The organism is Sporosarcina sp. G11-34 (assembly GCF_026931025.1).
On the sequence record NZ_JAHNZW010000005.1, the window covers coordinates 129,080 to 146,109 of the forward strand.

General features: G+C 38.4%; 15 protein-coding genes. 3 read left to right on the forward strand and 12 right to left on the reverse strand.

The window, feature by feature from the left end:
- Nucleotides 1-9 precede the first annotated feature (9 nt).
- A complete protein-coding gene (locus KSU66_RS08695) occupies nt 10-765 on the forward strand; it encodes an amino acid ABC transporter ATP-binding protein (RefSeq protein WP_269051050.1) in 756 nt (251 codons plus the stop codon).
- 730 nt (nt 766-1,495) lie between these two features.
- Here KSU66_RS08695 and KSU66_RS08700 read toward each other — a convergent pair.
- The 5 genes from KSU66_RS08700 to KSU66_RS08720 all read right to left on the reverse strand — a co-directional run bounded on the left by KSU66_RS08700 (nt 1,496) and on the right by KSU66_RS08720 (nt 7,811).
- Nucleotides 1,496-2,131: an HD domain-containing protein gene (locus tag KSU66_RS08700; protein ID WP_269051051.1), complete on the reverse strand. Its 636-nt coding sequence runs from the start codon at nt 2,129-2,131 to the stop codon at nt 1,496-1,498.
- 328 nt (nt 2,132-2,459) lie between these two features.
- Nucleotides 2,460-3,728, reverse strand: coding sequence for a M20 family metallo-hydrolase (locus KSU66_RS08705; protein ID WP_269051052.1), 1,269 nt, complete (start codon nt 3,726-3,728; stop codon nt 2,460-2,462).
- Nucleotides 3,729-3,933: 205 nt separating this feature from the next.
- Nucleotides 3,934-5,073 (reverse strand): M20 peptidase aminoacylase family protein, encoded by a 1,140-nt coding sequence (locus KSU66_RS08710; protein WP_329958791.1) that lies wholly within the window; start codon nt 5,071-5,073, stop codon nt 3,934-3,936.
- Nucleotides 5,074-5,452: 379 nt separating this feature from the next.
- Nucleotides 5,453-6,628, reverse strand: coding sequence for an aminotransferase class I/II-fold pyridoxal phosphate-dependent enzyme (locus tag KSU66_RS08715; protein WP_269051053.1), 1,176 nt, complete (start codon nt 6,626-6,628; stop codon nt 5,453-5,455).
- A gap of 415 nt (nt 6,629-7,043) precedes the next feature.
- Complete coding sequence (locus KSU66_RS08720) at nt 7,044-7,811, reverse strand: tyrosine-protein phosphatase (protein WP_269051054.1); 768 nt, start codon at nt 7,809-7,811, stop codon at nt 7,044-7,046.
- Nucleotides 7,812-8,554: 743 nt separating this feature from the next.
- Here KSU66_RS08720 and KSU66_RS08725 point away from each other — a divergent pair.
- On the forward strand, nt 8,555-8,845 hold the full coding sequence (locus KSU66_RS08725) for an RNA polymerase sigma factor (RefSeq protein WP_269051055.1): 291 nt from the start codon (nt 8,555-8,557) through the stop codon (nt 8,843-8,845).
- Nucleotides 8,846-9,007: 162 nt separating this feature from the next.
- Here the strand turns inward: KSU66_RS08725 and srtB are convergent, their stop codons facing one another.
- From srtB to isdE, 4 genes are read right to left on the reverse strand one after another with little or no spacing between them, the layout of a single operon-like run.
- The gene (srtB, locus tag KSU66_RS08730; protein WP_269051056.1) at nt 9,008-9,763 is read right to left on the reverse strand and encodes a class B sortase; all 756 of its coding nucleotides are present in this window, start codon (nt 9,761-9,763) and stop codon (nt 9,008-9,010) included.
- A 20-nt stretch (nt 9,764-9,783) separates the two neighbouring features.
- On the reverse strand, nt 9,784-10,554 hold the full coding sequence (locus tag KSU66_RS08735; RefSeq protein WP_269051222.1) for an ABC transporter ATP-binding protein: 771 nt from the start codon (nt 10,552-10,554) through the stop codon (nt 9,784-9,786).
- Nucleotides 10,544-11,527, reverse strand: coding sequence for a FecCD family ABC transporter permease (locus tag KSU66_RS08740; protein ID WP_269051057.1), 984 nt, complete (start codon nt 11,525-11,527; stop codon nt 10,544-10,546). The genes KSU66_RS08735 and KSU66_RS08740 overlap by 11 nt, the downstream gene beginning before the upstream one ends.
- 24 nt (nt 11,528-11,551) lie before the next feature.
- Nucleotides 11,552-12,502, reverse strand: a complete 951-nt coding sequence (gene isdE / locus KSU66_RS08745) for a heme ABC transporter substrate-binding protein IsdE (RefSeq protein WP_269051058.1) — start codon at nt 12,500-12,502, stop codon at nt 11,552-11,554.
- Nucleotides 12,503-12,542: 40 nt separating this feature from the next.
- On the opposite strand from isdE, the gene KSU66_RS08750 reads away from it, so the two are divergent.
- Nucleotides 12,543-12,896, forward strand: coding sequence for a hypothetical protein (locus KSU66_RS08750; RefSeq protein WP_269051059.1), 354 nt, complete (start codon nt 12,543-12,545; stop codon nt 12,894-12,896).
- 115 nt (nt 12,897-13,011) lie between these two features.
- Here the strand turns inward: KSU66_RS08750 and KSU66_RS08755 are convergent, their stop codons facing one another.
- The 3 genes from KSU66_RS08755 to KSU66_RS08765 all read right to left on the reverse strand — a co-directional run bounded on the left by KSU66_RS08755 (nt 13,012) and on the right by KSU66_RS08765 (nt 16,893).
- The gene (locus KSU66_RS08755; protein WP_269051060.1) at nt 13,012-15,348 is read right to left on the reverse strand and encodes an NEAT domain-containing protein; all 2,337 of its coding nucleotides are present in this window, start codon (nt 15,346-15,348) and stop codon (nt 13,012-13,014) included.
- Nucleotides 15,349-15,371: 23 nt separating this feature from the next.
- Complete coding sequence (locus KSU66_RS08760) at nt 15,372-16,031, reverse strand: NEAT domain-containing protein (protein ID WP_269051061.1); 660 nt, start codon at nt 16,029-16,031, stop codon at nt 15,372-15,374.
- 721 nt (nt 16,032-16,752) lie between these two features.
- Nucleotides 16,753-16,893, reverse strand: coding sequence for a hypothetical protein (locus KSU66_RS08765; protein WP_269051062.1), 141 nt, complete (start codon nt 16,891-16,893; stop codon nt 16,753-16,755).
- Between the last annotated feature and the right edge of the window lie 137 nt (nt 16,894-17,030).

Consider the following 17,030-nt stretch of genomic DNA (forward strand, 5'->3'; position numbering starts at 1 on the left):
GCTATACGCATGTTAGAAATTAAGGATATATATAAATCTTTTGGGAAAACTGAAGTTTTAAAAGGCGTTGACATAACAATCGATAAGGGCGATGTTGTCGTCATACTTGGACCAAGTGGTTCCGGCAAAACAACATTACTAAGGTGCATCAACTTTCTAGAAAAGGCCGACAAAGGACATGCGCTATTTGGGGATATTGAAGTAAATCTTAAAACCGCATCTAAAAAACAAATTCATAAAATTAGGCAAAGAGTTGCTTTTGTATTTCAAAACTATAGTTTATTTAATAATAAAACAGCATTAGAGAATGTAACTGAAGGACTTGTTATTGGAAGGAAGATCCCAAAAGCGAAGGCAGTTGAGATTGGAAAAAAGTCGTTAGACAAAGTCGGACTTTCAGATAAATACGATGCGTATCCCAGTGAATTATCAGGGGGTCAACAACAAAGAGTAGGCATTGCCAGAGCAGTTTCTTTGAATCCGGACATCATTTTATTCGATGAGCCTACTTCTGCATTGGATCCAGAATTAGTCGGTGAGGTGTTAACAGTCATGAAAAATATTGCGCAAGAAGGAACAACGATGTTGGTTGTTACACATGAAATGTCATTTGCAAAAGATGTGGCAAACAAAGTGATTTTTATGGATGGCGGTGTTGTCGTAGAAGAAGGAACACCCAAGGATATTTTCGTACATCCCAAAAAAGAAAGAACACAACAATTCTTAAAAAGAGTCTTACCCGAAGATTTCACTTATCATATTTGAGTTTTGTTTTTATAGTAGTACCACCAGGCTTCACAGAGGTGAAGTGAATTCACTAAATAATTCGATTTGGATGTAATCAAATTTACGCCAGAGGTGCCCATTACGCTAAGATCAAGGGAGATCGATACGACTATAAAGTTTATAACAGTTGGCTTACGCTGTAAGACATGACGGGTTGAAAAATATTAACTTTATTGAGTCCATTATATCGACTGAAATTCAGTAAACAAAAAACGCCCGTATGGAGGCTCAACGTTAGGTTCTATTAAACTGCTTGTTTAAATCAAATGAAATAAACAAAAGTGCTTTTTCATCTCTATAATATTGAGATTGTTCAACGGTAAATTTTGTACCGCCAATATGTACTGTTAGACCTTTGGGGTATAGTGCTGTCGGTTGTTTTTTGGGGATTCTCAACCATTGTGTCTAGTGGTTGTTCGCTAATGCACTTCTCATCAGGACCAATCAACTGAATTACTTCCCCCCTTTTCAAGGATTATACGGCAAAAAAGGAGTAAATCCTTTTATCTACATTCAATTTAGTGAACGTTTCTAACAGAAATACGTCTGTGCTTGGTTGAATTATGACAATCCAATAGTTTGAATAAAAACCCAAAGGGAAGCCGACATCATAGTCGGCTTCCTCGTTTTAAGTTATTAAGTTGTAATGGATTTTCTAAGTAATAACGCGCACAGGCTTCTACACTCATTTTACAAATGCCCTTTACCCTTAATTCTCTTTGATAATCCGCATTGCAATGCCTGCTAGTTCGCTATGTTCTGTAAATCGTTCGCTGAGCAGATCAGTGAGAATATGTTCTAGGAAGTATTGTACACAGTTCATATCTTGAAACCGCAGTATTGTAGTCAATGCTTCTTCGAATATCTCTAAAAACAATGGCTCTGGGTTATCTTTTTGAATTTCACCAAATGATTCATATAGTAAATCGACTTTATCAGCAACGGATAAGATGCGCCCTTCTAAAGTCTCATCTTTGCCCTCTTTCAATCGCTCCAAATAAATTTGTTGAAACTCTGCCGGAAATTCCTTTTCTATAAACTTTCTGGTCATTTCCTCTTCCACTTCATTAAATAGTTGCTTCAATTCTTTCGAAGCATATTTTACAGGCGTCTTAATATCTCCGGTGAAAAGTTCTGCATAATCATGGTTCAACGCCTTTTCATACAGGCTTTTCCAATCCACGTTCTGTCCAGATTCCTCTTCAACTGTTCCAAGGAACTGAGCAATTTTTGTCACCTTAAATGAATGGCTAGCAACGGAGTGCTCCTGAAATTTGAATTTTCCTGGACAGCGAATAATTTGTTCTAAATCAGATAAGCTTTTAAAATATTGATGTACACCCATTGTATTCATCACCTTTCTATATTTTCGAGGTTTACGGTATAAAACTAGTCTTACACACAATTTATAATTTCTTAACAGGGTTGCGTTTACATAAAGTATTGTATTGTCTTATCTTACTTTCCCTAATCTAGACTTAAGTATGCAGGAATGGGGTTATTTTCGTCAATTTGATCACACGCTCTACTTCTATATTATGTCATATTCCTAGCCACAAGACCCGTTAAGCAAATAATTTTCGCGTGCATTCCGAATAAAAGCCAAAGTGAAAGAAACCAAGCGATAATATGCTTGACTTCATCATTCACTTTATACAATTTAACTGTAATAATTAAATATCAACACTACTTTCATGCATCTCAGTTAATGTTAATTCCTTATCAATTTTTATAAGCGATTGTAATAGTGTGTTGGCACCTTTTCGTATATCCTCCGAATCAGTGAACTCTTTCGGATTATGACTGATACCATTCGCACTTTTCACAAATAACATTGCGGCCTTTGTTATGTCTGCCATATGCATCGCATCATGTCCTGCCATACTTGGAATCACGATATACGGGTGACCAAGTGACTCGGCGACGTCTTTCATTGCTTCGATGAGTTGCTTGTCAAATGAGCATTCCTGATGATTTAGCCTGTTTATAAACGATAGTTTTACATTGTGAGCTTCCGAAATATCTTTAAAAGATTGTTGAATATCCTTGATTAATAATTCTCGTTCTATTTTATTTGCCGAACGGATTTCCAACATAAATTCAACCCGCCCCGGAACAACATTTGTAGCATTTGGAAAAACCTCTAATTTACCGACAGTTGCTACTGCATCAGAATTCACCTTCTTAGCATGTTTCTGCACAGATACAACCATCTCGCTTGCCGCCACTAAGGCATCCTGTCTCTCTTCCATGATTGTTGTTCCAGAGTGATTTGCGACACCTTCTACAATAACTTTATCTCGATAAACACCTACTATATTATCAACAATCCCTATCGACAGGTCTTCTTTTTCCAACTTCCTACCTTGTTCAATATGGAGTTCGAGATATGCGGCAATATTCTTGTTCGGAAGCTTTTCAATTTTACTGATATCGCCCCCAGCTTTTTTCACTGCGTCCGAAAGCTTAATACCTTTAGAGTCCACCGCGTCTATTAATTCAGCCTCTTTGAATTTCCCTGCAAAAGCTCTACTCCCCATTGTTGAATAGTTAAATTCATTTGATTCTTCAGCAGTAAACGATACAATCTCTAAATCATGCTTCAATTTGACCTTATGATCGATTAGCGTTTGAACAATTTCTTTCGCAACGAGTACACCTAATGCCCCGTCAAATTTTCCCCCATTAGGAACAGTATCTAAATGCGAACCGACGATAATTGCCTCATTGTTTGCTCGGCTACCTTGAAGTTTCCCCCATATATTGGCGATAGGATCAATCGTTACTTCCAAGCCCATCTCTTCTAATTGAGTTTTAAATACATCTCGAACTGTATAGTCAGCTTCACTAAAACTAGGTCTTGTGACCCCTCCATTTGAACCCAATCCGTACTGTGAATAAGCTTCAATATCGCTCATAAGTCTATTAATATTTATCTCCAATAACCCTCATCCCCTTCACAACAAAAAATGATAGTATCCACAATGGTAACACATAATTCTGTAATTTCACACAACCGTTTTGTGGCTTACAGTAGATTAGTTTATTGGATGTCCATATATAAATAAAAGAGGGAGTCAACAAATAGTCGACGCCCCCTTTTTATGAAACCACAGTATTTTCAATTGAACATAATTAAAATTCAATTCACTGCTTATTTTCCAGCTCTTCAAATGTACGAAGCACTGATCGAGAAAGTATTTCAATTCCCGTTAAGATGCTGTCATGATTGAATGTCATTTTCGGATGATGAAGCCCTGGGGATAAATCACAACCAAGTCCGAGCATCGTCGCTTTAATATTCGGTCTTTTTAACGTGTAATAATGAAAATCTTCTCCGCCTGGAGAGACAATTGGAGGTACTAAAAACGCTTCCCCAACTGTATCCCTTATCGATTGTGCCATGATTTCCTGCGCATTTTCATCGACTTCCGCAGCTGCAATTTCTGCTGTTATTTCATAATCAATCTTTGCATCAAACATTTCCGCAACGGAGTCTATTTTGCTTTTCACCTGGCTCACTAATTTCTCCATGACTTCATTTGTTTGGGCACGAACATCTAAGGTAAACACGCCATTTCCAGGAATAATATTTGCCGACTCCCCACCCGCTTCGAACTTGGTCATTTTTGCGGAGTGTGGAACCATCGGATCGACGTGGATAGCATTGATGGCCTGAACAAGTTGTGCCATCACTTCAATCGCATTGTGACCAAGATGCGGCCTTGCAGCGTGTAAATCTGAACCATTGATTTTCCCAGCGATCATTTTTCCAGAACCGTGTAAAGTAGCCGGTGACGAGTAGCCATGACCGATATCTTGAATCGGACGAAGGTGGACACCATATAAATAATCAACATCGTCCACTACGCCTTTTTCTATAAACGCTAAGGCTCCTGTCCCTTTTTCCTCAGCGGGTTGAAAAATTACTTTTAAACGACCATTTTCAGGAATGCCAAATTTACGCAGAACGAGTAATGAGCCAACCGCCATCGTCATATGCGCATCGTGTCCACATGAATGGTTCGCTTGATAGACGCCGTCAACTTCCTGCCAAAGTGCATCGATGTCCGTACGGAGCGCAACACAATGCTCACCGGTACCAACCGTTACAACTAGCCCCGTAGAATCGTCGAATGTCGTCACCTCAAAGCCTTCATTCTCTAGTAAACGTTGTAAATACTTCGTCGTCTCTTCTTCTTCCCAACTAATCTCAGGATTATTATGTAAATGAGTAAACACTTCTTCGACAATACGTTGGATTTCCTTCAGCGTTGTTTTCATCATTATTCCGTCCCCTTTATGATTTAAATCTATCGCGATTAATTGATATTTAATTTCTCTCTTTAATAATATCTCTAGTACGTGCTCGAAATAAACATGTTTATTATTCAAGCTCTAGCTCGGCTTCTTGATAGTTTAATGTAGTGTTCCTGGAATAGCTACTTTTGGGTTCAATACTCTTTCTTTTATTAAGCTAGTCAACTTTAACGCATCAAACGTTCATTATTAACTAACTTATCACGTTTATTAAAAGTATACAAATAGTTTTACGGAGCGACTTACGCCTAACGATAATCCTTTCATACACCAAAATATATCCAATAAAAAAGGCTAGAAAAAACATGTATATCCATGTCTTTTCTAACCCTATCTACTAATTCTATTAAGCTTCCACAACAACGTTAAAGTTACTTAATTGCTCAACTGCTTTTCGTAGCGTCTCGACGTCCTGGACGAGTGCCAAACGGACGTATCCAACACCTTCTGAACCGAAGACACTTCCTGGAACCATGACAACACCACATTTTTCAATCGCTTTGAAGACGAATTCCTTATCGTCCATGTCATACGGATATTTCGCCCAAACGAACATGCCGCCGTTTGAAGGGGTTACAGTCCAGCCAATTTCAGCTAACCCTTCCATTAACACTTTGTGGCGTTGCGAAAACTCTTTACGCAGGCGATCTGTAATTTCTTCTGCATGATCCAGCGCAGTGACAGCCGCTTCTTGTATTGGCCCAAACGTACCGTAATCCAAATTCGATTTCAATTCTCTAAAGATACGGATAACTTCTGCATTACCAACGATATAAGCGATGCGCGCCCCCGCAAGACTAAAGCTTTTAGATAAAGAATTAATTTCTATTCCAACATCCATCGCCCCTGGTGTCGATAAGAAGCTGGTCGGTGCATCCCCACTGAAATAGTATTCCGAATAAGCGGCGTCATGAAGTACGATTATGTTGTGTTTCTTAGCAAACGCAACAACTTTGTCAAAAAATACTGCATCGGGCAGAGCCGGAACAGGATTGCCTGGCAAATTCAAAATGAGCATCTTTGCCTGTCGTGCGATATCTTCAGGAATTGCATCCAAGTCAGGCAAGAAGCCATTTTCTGCACGTAACGGCATTTCGTAGGGAACCGCCCCCGCTAACTTGATGCCAGCTTCGTATGCGATATAGGCAGGGTTCGTCGTTAAGACAATATCCCCTTCATTACAAAAGGCTAACGGTAAATGAACAAGCCCTTCCTGGGACCCCATCGTTTGTATGATTTCGGTATCCGGATCGAGTATTACGTTAGTACGTCTTTTATAGTAATTCGCAACTGCTTCATGAAAGCGTTTTGTACCGCCGAGTGTATAGCCATATGCACTTGCCTGTAGGCTTTGTTCCGATAACACACGTCTTACTTTTTCATCCGGCGGAAGATCCGGGCTACCTAGACTTAAGTCAAATAACCCAGCACCTGTTGCTTTTTTTGCTTCGGCCGCTGCTTTCAGTTCTCCGAAGATAGCGGGTTGAAATATGGACATCTTTAATGATGGTTCAATTTTCAATGAAAACACTCCTTGTTTAAGTAATTTTTAATTTTACGCATGATTGAATTAAACTGTATGTAAATTCTGTTTTATTGCGAGATGGTGCACCGCTTCAAAGACAGTGGCATCGTTCGCTCCTCTATTCTATCATAAGCAGAATAATATTTGCCGAAATCAAATAGAATCACTGAATGAAACAGCCTTGGAAATCTTGCTGTATATAAGGCAACCGTTAGTTGAAAATCCAAAAAAGCGCCCGGATTTGGACGCTTTGGAATGTAACTATTAATCTAGATATAGCATTTCGTTAGAATCTATTCTAATACCCAATATTGAATAATAGTTTTCACAGAAGTAGTCGCGTTCAACCCAGTTAATTCAAATCGATACACTGAATCGCTTCCTTAATGAAGGGTTCCTCAATTTAACAGGCTCACCCTATCACTTGCCACCATTTCTTTGGTGCTATCTCTCTTGGTTCTAGCAGTAAGAAGTTTTCATTTGTTAAAATTCGTGCATTATTTTCGAGTAAAATATCCACTGTATTATGTAGTTTTCGTTTATCTAAATAATCTAGACCTTTTTCAAAGAGAGCTGGGCGTGTTTTTGAGTTGTGGACATCTGACCCATAGCTATGTATTAGATTTGCTTCTATAAGGTGCATTGACAGACTTTGAACGCCTTTTCCAAAATGCCCCGCAAGACTTCCCGCTGTCACTTGTGCTAGTGCCCCGTGGTTAACTAGGCGTGAGAGACGGCTCGGTTTTTCTGCAATCGCGCGGTTCCGTTCGGGATGCGCAATGATCGGCACGATACCCATACTTAAAATCGCTTGAATAACTGGCACTGTATAAGCCGGGATCCCAGATGATGGAAGCTCGAGCAACATGTATTTAGAACCCGCTAGCGTGAGCGCTTCTCCGCTTTCAAGTTTCTCAGGTACAAAGTCTTGAATGCGTATTTCTTGGCCTGCATGTAAGTTAATTGATAAGCCTCTTTTTTCCACTTCTCTTTGTAAAGCCATAAGTTTTTCTAGAACTTGCTCTTTCGACACATCATAATGAGGGCTGTATGCATGCGGCGTCGCAATCATGTCTGTTATGCCTTCTGCTATCGCTATCTCAATAAGTTGTATAGATTCTTCTAATGTTTTTGGTCCATCGTCTACAGCCGGTAAAATGTGTGCATGCATATCTAGCATCGTAATCCCTCACCTTTATTAAAGTTGTTCAAAAAAAATAAAGCAAATGAAATTAAACACACGTTCACTCCCAGTAGTATTAGTAGTGATCCATATCGTGTACGAATTTCTTTAATACACTGCCTATTATAGATAATTCTGTCTGCAAATATTAAATTTTTCCGATAGTCTTTCTAACATAACCCATGATTGATATTTCCAGTAGCTTTTCTTTATCTTATCCCATTATCAACTCGGTATACAAATACTCACGTAAGAATACCACAATAATTCCAAGTAAGGACCCGATAACCGCCTTTTTCCCATATTATATCTCATCTTCGGTTTCGAGTGAAACTGCAATCTACTATTAACCGAATACTGGCGTGCTTAGATACCTACAATCCCATAATCCCTCATTCTCTACCTAACCTATACCCGGTTCTAGAATTCCTAATCATATGTATACGTAATAGCTAGCACTCTAGAATCCATAATTTGAATGCACGCAAAAAAGAAGCCCACAATTTATTACATAGTCGACTTCCTCCATATTACTTTGCGTAATTTCATTGTATTGACTGAATATTGTAGTGTACAGGTACCTTAAATTTAAGTTCGCGTTTCTAATCGATATTATCTAACGGGTGCCCTACTATCTATGTACTTCGGATCAATAATAGGTTGTTTTTGCGCCAAATTCTTCTTTTTCAACCAAATACTTTTCCTATGAGTTTCATGCATCTCGAAGTATTCGGGGCGCTATGCTTGATAGGCTAAAAGGCGAAATCAGATTCGAGGAAAATGTCATGCAAACAGAAGATCATGTGCTCGAATTGCTAAATGACTTCGAAGCTCCCGTATCCGAAAAGTGGTCGGACCGAGTTCACATTACATTTGAAACGTTAACCGAATCTGAACGAAGCCTTATCTACTGGCTTTTTGTCGAAGGTCTAACACAAGCCGAATGCGCTGCAAATGCGGGCATTTCTGTAGCCGGTATAAAAAAGCGCCGTGAGCGAATGCTCGTTAAGTTGAGAAAAGAATTATTCTAACTTGAACGTTAAAAACAGCCACTCTTTACCTAGAGTGGCTGTTTAAGTTTGTTTATATAATAAATAGAAAGAACATTGCCCTTCGGTTCACACGGAGTTCGTTTTATATGATTTAGCTGTTCTTCGTAGACCAATACTGTCACTATAATCACCTGGCCACTGTTACTCTTTCTTCACTAATTTTGCCTGAATGACCAACCTTCCGTCATTAGGATCAAGTTGATAATCACATGTTGATAACGTAAGAATGTGGTCATCCGCATTTACTTCCACATCTGTTTCAAACATCGATTCTTCTTGAATCCTTGTAAGCAGCTGTTCGTATTCTATATCATTTTCAAAATCAGTTTGTATATAATCAAATTCAGTCTTTGTAATGTATACAGCGAATATCTCTGCTTCATAACTGTCGTACAACGTATCAAATTCAAACGTTTGATTGTTTTCGAGAAATTCCTGATCCTGATATTTTGTTAATTGCTCGAACATGGATCCATCTTTCATCCTATGGCCATAGACAATTGTATTCTTACCTAGGGATCCAACATCATTCCGATAATCCATGAAAATACTGCCGGCAATGTTAGTTTCTTTATAAAAGTCTCGTTTTAAATAATCAACATTGTTGTCTGCTTTTAGGATGGGGTAGTCAATTTGTGTACCCGCCATTGTAATCCAGGCGACAAGTTCATCATTTTCTTTTTGTAATAGATCAAATCCTGCACGAATGGAATTGGACTCGTCGCTAGTTTCTCCTTCATCCACACCGTAAAATGTTTCCTGGATACTGTTTATCACTTTGCGGTTTTTATTGTAATCTATCGCCGTTGTAATAAGTCCATATGACGCAAAAATAAACACGCCTAAACATATAACCATGATCACTCTATATAAGTATTTCTTTGTTTTATCGCTCATACAAACAGCCCTCAAATCTGTTAAATTCCTAAAGGAACAATATACATCCCGACATCATCATCATTTTTTATGGCAACATTTACATTGTAAACTTCTCGCATCAACTGTTTCGTAACAACCAGTTTTGGATTGCCCTTTACAACCACTTTTCCTTGTTTCATGGCAATTAGGTTATGGCTATATTGAATGGCCTGATTGATGTCGTGTAAAACCATCACAATCGTCAAGCCATGCGCTTCACATAGTTGCTTCACTAACTCAAGTATCTCATATTGATAATAAATATCTAGGTTAGAAGTCGGCTCATCCAAAAATAAAAATGGCGTATCCTGCGCAAGGGCCATTGCTATCCAAACACGCTGCTGCTGGCCACCAGATAATGTATCAATCGCGTCATGACGTTTTTCAGACAACCCTGTACATTCAATCGCCCAGTTCACCATCTGTTCGTCCTTTTCCGACTGAGGAGAGAACGTATTTTTATGAGGGAGGCGCCCATAATACACAAGTTTTTCTACGGTCATGTCTGATGGCGCTGAGTTTTGCTGATGGACAACACCTAGTTTTTTAGCAAGTTCTTTCGGCTTATATTTGTTGATTGCTTTCCCATCAATGATAACTTGCCCTTCCTGTGGCTGATAATTATTTGTTAGCACCCCAAGCAATGTCGACTTACCAGAACCATTCGGACCAATAATTGTGGTGATTTGACCTTTAGTAATTTCAGCCTCTACATTGTCCAGCCGTCTAACTTTATCTTGATATGCAAATGATATATGCTTAATTTCCATAAATACGATCACTCTTTCTAAGCAAGAAGATTAGGAACGGTCCACCAATAACCGCCATGATAATAGATGCTGGAATTTCAATTGGTGAGAATAGCGTTCTTCCCAATGTATCTGCTGTTAAGATCAGTAGCGCCCCGGTAATAGCGGAAAATGGGATTAGAAGTTTATGATCATTTCCGACGAGCGTTCGCCCAATATGTGGGACAAGTAGCCCAACAAAAGTAAACATACCGGCTACTGCAGTGGCAATGGATGCAAGCAACACAGCAATGATAGAAATAACGAATCGGGCTCGGTTTACACGAAAACCAAGATTTTTCAAAGTTTTATCCCTCAATCCCAAATGGTTACACCATGCATAAACGAGCATGCTGAGTATAAGTCCAATGGAACCGTAAAGGACAATCACTTGTACGTCGCCCCATGTTTTCATCGCAAGTGTTGATGACGTGACAGAAATCCCCGACATCATACTACCCGCGTTTTGAGCTTTAATTAATTCGCTTAGTCCCGTAAACAACGCATTGATGGCAACACCTATTAAAATCATTCGGAGTGGATCGAGTCCAGATTTCCAGGCGAATAGATAAACAAATAAAAAGGCAACCGCTCCGCCGATAAATGAAAATAAGGGTATGTAGAAAAATAAGGTAGGGAAAAATGTAATCATAATAATGGACATGAAGCCCGCGCCGGATGAGACACCGATAATTCCTGGTTCAGCCAATGGATTCCGCATGACCGCTTGTAAGAGAACACCAGACACCGACAAAGCTGCACCGGCAAAAAGGGCAATTACAATCCGTGGCAAACGTAAATCTTTAATAATTTCTACATGTTCATTCGTTCCTGTAAAGAGACCCTTCAGCAATTCTCCCGCCGTAATCGCAATACTTCCCGTTATCATCGAATAGATGGTTACGATAATAAGCAAAGCAATCACGACGATAAAACTAAGCAGCTTTTTATACATGATGAAAACCTCTTTCGTAACCAATCATTCGGCTAATTCTGGATAAAGCATCACAATTAACTCTTCCAATGCTTGAGCAGCAGCTAAATTCGCAGTTGAACCAAAAAGTGTTTCTTCTAAATCATAAACTCGGTCATTTTGTACTGCTTTAAAATGACTCCATATATCATTCTGTTTAAATTCCTTGTTAAACATGTCTACGACTTCCTCTGGCATCCCATGCGCCATGCGCAATATAATATCTGGGTTGGATTGCTGCAAGTTTTCTGTATTTGCAGCAACATATTCCACACCTTTTTGTTCCATCGTATTTACGCCACCAGCACGTCTAACAAGATCACCTACATAGGATTCTTCTGTCGCAACGAGGTAACTTCCTGGAACACCTAGTAAAATAAGCACTTTTGGAGATTCTTTTCCTTCTATTTTCGCTTCAATCTCAGTCACTTTTTCTTCAAAAGCGTTTACCATTTCTTCTGCCTGTTCCATACGGTTATATTTCTCACCGAGATATTGGATGCCTTCATACATGCCTTCAACACTTTCTAAGTCAATGTATGTTGCTGGCGTATCTGTTTGCTTGAATGTTTCTTCGACATATGATGTTAATGTCGTAACTGTCAATACATCTGTTGGCTTTAAAGATAATATCAATTCCATATCTGGATCCATTGCTAATCCGACTTCTGGTAAATCTTTATATCGTTCTGGTAAATCTTTATACGATGTTGGAATACCAACGAGATCTAATTCCAATTCATCCATAATTTCTGTTAATGCTACGGTTGTTGAAATGATTTGGCCATCGGTTTCGAGTTTGTTTGCTTTTTCAGTTACATCTACTTCTTCTGTACTTGTTTGAGGATCATCTTGTGAGGATTGACTGTCAACTTCAGTCGATTTTCCATCTGTGCCACAACCTGCTAGGACGATGAGAAGGATCATAATGAGTATATAACTTAATTTATTTTTCATGATTGGTACACCTCTTTTCGAATCGTTGTAAATCTGCTTTTTGAATAAACCTTATATAAAACTTAGAGTCTTACTGCTTGTCATAAACAGTAAGACTCTCTTTAATTATGAATTTATTTCTAAACGAATCTACTTCATAATAGAGTTTTTAGCCTTGAAGCTCGAATATTACGGATTTGCGTTCCAGGCGGATATTGAAGCCACTGAAGAAGTCCAGATTCCATCACTTCCGTCGATTTCCGTTCCGAGCGGACAGTGCGGAAAGTTAAAGTTCGATCTTTCCCTGACGCTTTCCGCGGGCGAGCGCCAAGCCGCATCGTCGCTACGCGCCTGCTGGGTCTTGGCTGTCTCGCTGATTCCGCTGGAGTCGCCGCTCTTCACTACAATCAACTAGGTATCGATATAGAAAGGGAGTTTTTCAGTGCCTTCCCCGTTAACTCCATAGGAGACAAAGCCTTTCACTCCAATTAACTGTTGCATCTAACCTTATCCATTATAAATGAATATGATTATGCAACTTTAGCGAAACGTCTTTTAGCCATTACTGCTAATGGTATTGCTGAACCAATTAATAGGAGGACGTAGAGAAGAATGTTTGTCGTATCTCCTGTTTGTGGGTTCTTTTCTTTGCCAGCAATTACTGTTTCGATTATTGATTTATTCGTTCCATTAGAACCAAACTTTGGTTTTTCTATTGTTGGATCGTTTTTAGTGTTTTTGTTGTTATTAGTATCATTATTATTTGTTTTTGGTGGGTTTTCCTTAGCGCCTGGTAACGGAATATCTTTATCAGGTTCACCTTCAGCACTTGGACCATTTCCATTGCTTGAAGCTGCCAAAAGATAATCGCTTGCATCGATTTCTTTCATCGAGCTTTCGTCTAGGAATAGACGTGCAATATGTTTTGCACCTTCATAAACCCCTGGAACTGTAATTATCATATTTAAATCAATCACGTCTGATATTTTACCATCCACTTTAAACTGAACAACCATGGAGCCATCTCCATTATCTTTTACTAGAACCATATCACCGTGTTTTGTTGTAAGAGAATCAATAAATTGGCTATTCGTTACAGTTACTTGAATATATTTTTCGCCATTTTTATATAATAAAATAGCTGGTCCTTTAAAGAACGAATCCGCCGCAGAAGGTTTATCTTCTGTCTCATGCTTAATGACAAAACCAATTTTATATGCTTTGTCTGGCACTAATTGATCTTTCTTTGCAGGTGTTTTTGGTTTGTTTTTGCCTTTATCTGCAGGTTTTTCTTTGTTAACTAATTCTTCACCTTTTGAAGGTTTTTCTGGTTTTGGTGGAACTTTGCCTTCTTCTTTAGGATCATTAATTACTGTTAGAAGTGTGTAATCTTTAATGTTAGCAGCTTTTTGAGTGCTTTCATCAAATGACAGGCCAATATCATCATGTTGCATAATATTAAAGCCTGTATTAATTCTCATTCCAAATTTTAATACATCTGACAGGGAACCTTCTACTTTAAACTCGAAAGTAAATGTTCCATCAGCATTTTTCTTGCCCCAAGTTACTTCGGTTCCATTAATCGTTAATGATTCTATATACTGTCCACCAGTACCGGTCATTTGAATATACTTTTCGCCATCTTTATACAGTAAAACGGCTGGGTTATTAAATTGACGATTTACTGAACCAGATTCAGAAACATAATTAATTTTGTATGCTTTATCAGGCGTTTGTGCTGAATTTTTATTTTTGTCCTTGCCTTTGTCTTTGTCACCATCGGTCACAATTGGTTGTTCAGGTTTTGAAGGCTTTTCTGGCTGTGCAGGTTTTTCTGGTTTCGCTGGAACTTCAACTTCGGCTTCTTTTTCATAGCCTGGTTTTGCTGAAGCTTCAGTTTTTACAATACTTTCGTCAGCTAATGAAATTCTGAAATCTGCTTTACCATAATGAATCTTTCCATTGCCCATAGGTGCTTGATACTCCGCATAACCGTTAAGAACTGTTGCTAAACTATCTAATTCGTATGTGTCGTAACGTTTTTTACCATCGACTTTACTCTTGACTGCATTTTTACCATCAACTTTAAGTAGCGTTACAGTTTCATCTTCACTTACAGTTACTGTTAATTCTACTTTTCCGTTTACAACTTCTAAAAACATTGAGCTTCCTAAATATCTTGCCATTGAAGAGGCTTTTTCTTCTTCAAGGTGTAGAAAGCTACCTTTTATAGTGTAGAAACCATCTGTTAAATCAATTGCTTTAGGTACTGAGGGCTTTTCCGGCTTTGTTGGCGTTTCTTCAGGATCTTTTGGATCTGTTGGTTTTCCTTCAGGTTTTGTCGGCTTGGTTGGTTCTGCCGGCTTCTCTTCAGGTTTTGTTGGCTCTGTTGGTTTTTCCTCTGGCTTTATCGGTTCTTCTACAACGACTGGTATTTTATCTATTCCTTCTAAAACAAATTTTAAAGGGACATCATGATCAATTCCCGCCATCGGAACTACATATTGTACTTGAGCATTTAACTCTTTTTTAAGGGTTGCTAATTTAAATGTCAGGTATTTTTCAGCTTCACCTTTTTTCACTTCAGGTTGAACACCTTCAATTTGTAATCCAGAGATTTCTGCCATTTCATTATGTAGTACGGTGATAGTCAGTGTAGCTTTACCATCTACAATATTTAATGTAGCATCCTCTTCTAGAAATCCCGCTGCACCTGATTTCCCACCCGTATCAGCATTAATAGCTTTGGCAGTTATCGGATATTCTCCATCTACATATACGACTTTTTCTTCCGCAAACACTGCGCCACTAAAGAATGGCAGTGTAAATAGCGCCATTACTATTGGCAAAATCCATTTTTTTCGCATCATTTTCTCTCCCTTTAATTAAGTTAGTTACGTGCAGGCTTGAGTTTCCTAATTGCAAATAAAGCAATTGCTGAGCCAATCAGTAATAGCGCATATAGAGCAATGGGTGAGTCATCACCCGTTTTTGGATTTTCAACTACTTCTTTCGCGTCAGCGTCGTTTTCTGTTCCACTTTCTACTGATTCCTTTGCATTGCTGTTTTTTTCTGATCCACTGTCCGCTGATTTCTGTTTTACGGGTGCAGCAGCTTGTTTTAATCCGCTTACATCGAAAACAGCACGCGCAGTATGTTTCATATCATATAAGTCTGGAACGACAATGTGCATGTCCATATTTAAAGGTTGTGATAAGTCACCGTTTACTTTAAACTTTACTGTTCTTGTTTTATTTGCTTTATTCTCACTAATAATTGATGCAGTGCCAGCTGGTGTACCAAGCGACTTTATCATATCTGCACTAGTTAAGGTTAATTGGATATATTGCACGCCATTTTCAACGATTAAAGTTGCAGGCTTAGAGAAGTAACCATCCGCAATGGAAGTATTCCCGTTACCAGCCTCTTTCATCTCGTAATTCACCTTATATGTACCATCCGCAATCTTTGCAGATACTGGCGTTGCAATAAGGAAGATAGTCAAAAACATCGCAGTTAATACCATTAATAGTGGAAACTTATTCTTCATTCTCTTTTCCTCCTAACAGTTTGTAAGGTTTAATAGAAGCAAAATCCCTTTTTATATACGTCAACCTTTAACATAACTATAAACTCTGTAAATAATTTCAATAAGCGTGAACGCAGGTATTCGCTCTATTAACCTTCTAGCCCATACATTTCTTATTTGGTGGGGCTATTATCACTAATAAGCGTATCATAAGGGCCTAAAAGAGCAATGGATGATATGTGAACGTTTCCTATTGTCTGATACTTAAGGTGATCATAGTTGCATTTCTGGCACTGATCACTACCCAGTATTGTTGAAAGATAGATACAACTAGTGTCTAGCCTAAGAATAAACTCGTGTCAAATTTTATAATTTAGCTACCTTAGGGGCCTTGAAATTTAAGGCATAATAAATAGGTTCCCTCACCTTTAATTATTTTCATACGTATTCTCGAAAAACAAAGAAAGGCTATAAATGTTTATTTAACAACGTTTATAGCCTTTTCTGTAATTATAAATTTATTATTTTTTCACTTCATGTATTCCCAGAATGACGTATTGTTAATTCTATAAAACATCATAACAATAGTTTTTGTAATCTCAACGTGCATATTATAAATTTAATACTATTTTTATATAACAATTTTGTGGACCTAAGATTTTTTCAACATTATTGCCTTGTCAAATTAGCGTGCAAAACCCACAAACACCCTGAAAACAACGTTTTTTCATTTGTAAACTATCTACTTAACGTTATTGGTTTCTGTAATTTCAGCGTACCACTTTACATTCTTCGCTTGTTCAGAGATAAAAATCCTCATATATTTCTCCAAAAACAATCGATCTGTCATTTGACCGAAAATACAAAAATGTTTCGTTTCCAAGTGACTGCGCCCCTACTTTCCATCATTCCCACCGTGACGCCGCCAACCGCTCTTTGTACGGTCAACAATTGTTTTCCGGCATGTACTTCAACCGTTCTTGCGAGGTCGAAACACAGTTCAATCAGGGCTGCTATAAG